At 71.5% G+C, this 253-nt stretch carries 1 pseudogene; it reads right to left on the bottom strand.

The features are described 5' to 3' along the window. Nucleotides 1-253 (bottom strand): annotated as a pseudogene (locus KVS71_RS17940) (sulfate transporter); the annotation flags it as partial.

Genomic DNA, 253 nt, shown 5'->3' with positions numbered 1-253 from the left:
AGCACCGTGATGGACATCACCACCAGCTGCGGCAGCCCGAGCACGAGCGTCCGCACCGGCACGGCCTGCGCGGCGACGGACTGCACGATGAGCCGCTGATTGGCGAGCGCATTCGCCGTGTAGAGTCCCCGCTCGGGCTCCAGCCCGAGAGCGCCCCCCCGCCTCCCCACCACGCGGACACGGGGGATGTTAAGCTCTCGCAGCACGAGCACCAGCGTCACGACGACGCCGACAGCCACCGCGGGGAGGAGCC

Origin of the sequence: Microbacterium sp. GbtcB4, from assembly GCF_019091465.1 — a bacterium.
GTDB classification, from domain to species: Bacteria; Actinomycetota; Actinomycetes; order Actinomycetales; family Microbacteriaceae; genus Microbacterium; species Microbacterium paraoxydans.
The sequence above is the reverse complement of the archived record's forward strand: the minus strand, read 5'-3'. Positions and strand labels throughout refer to the sequence as shown.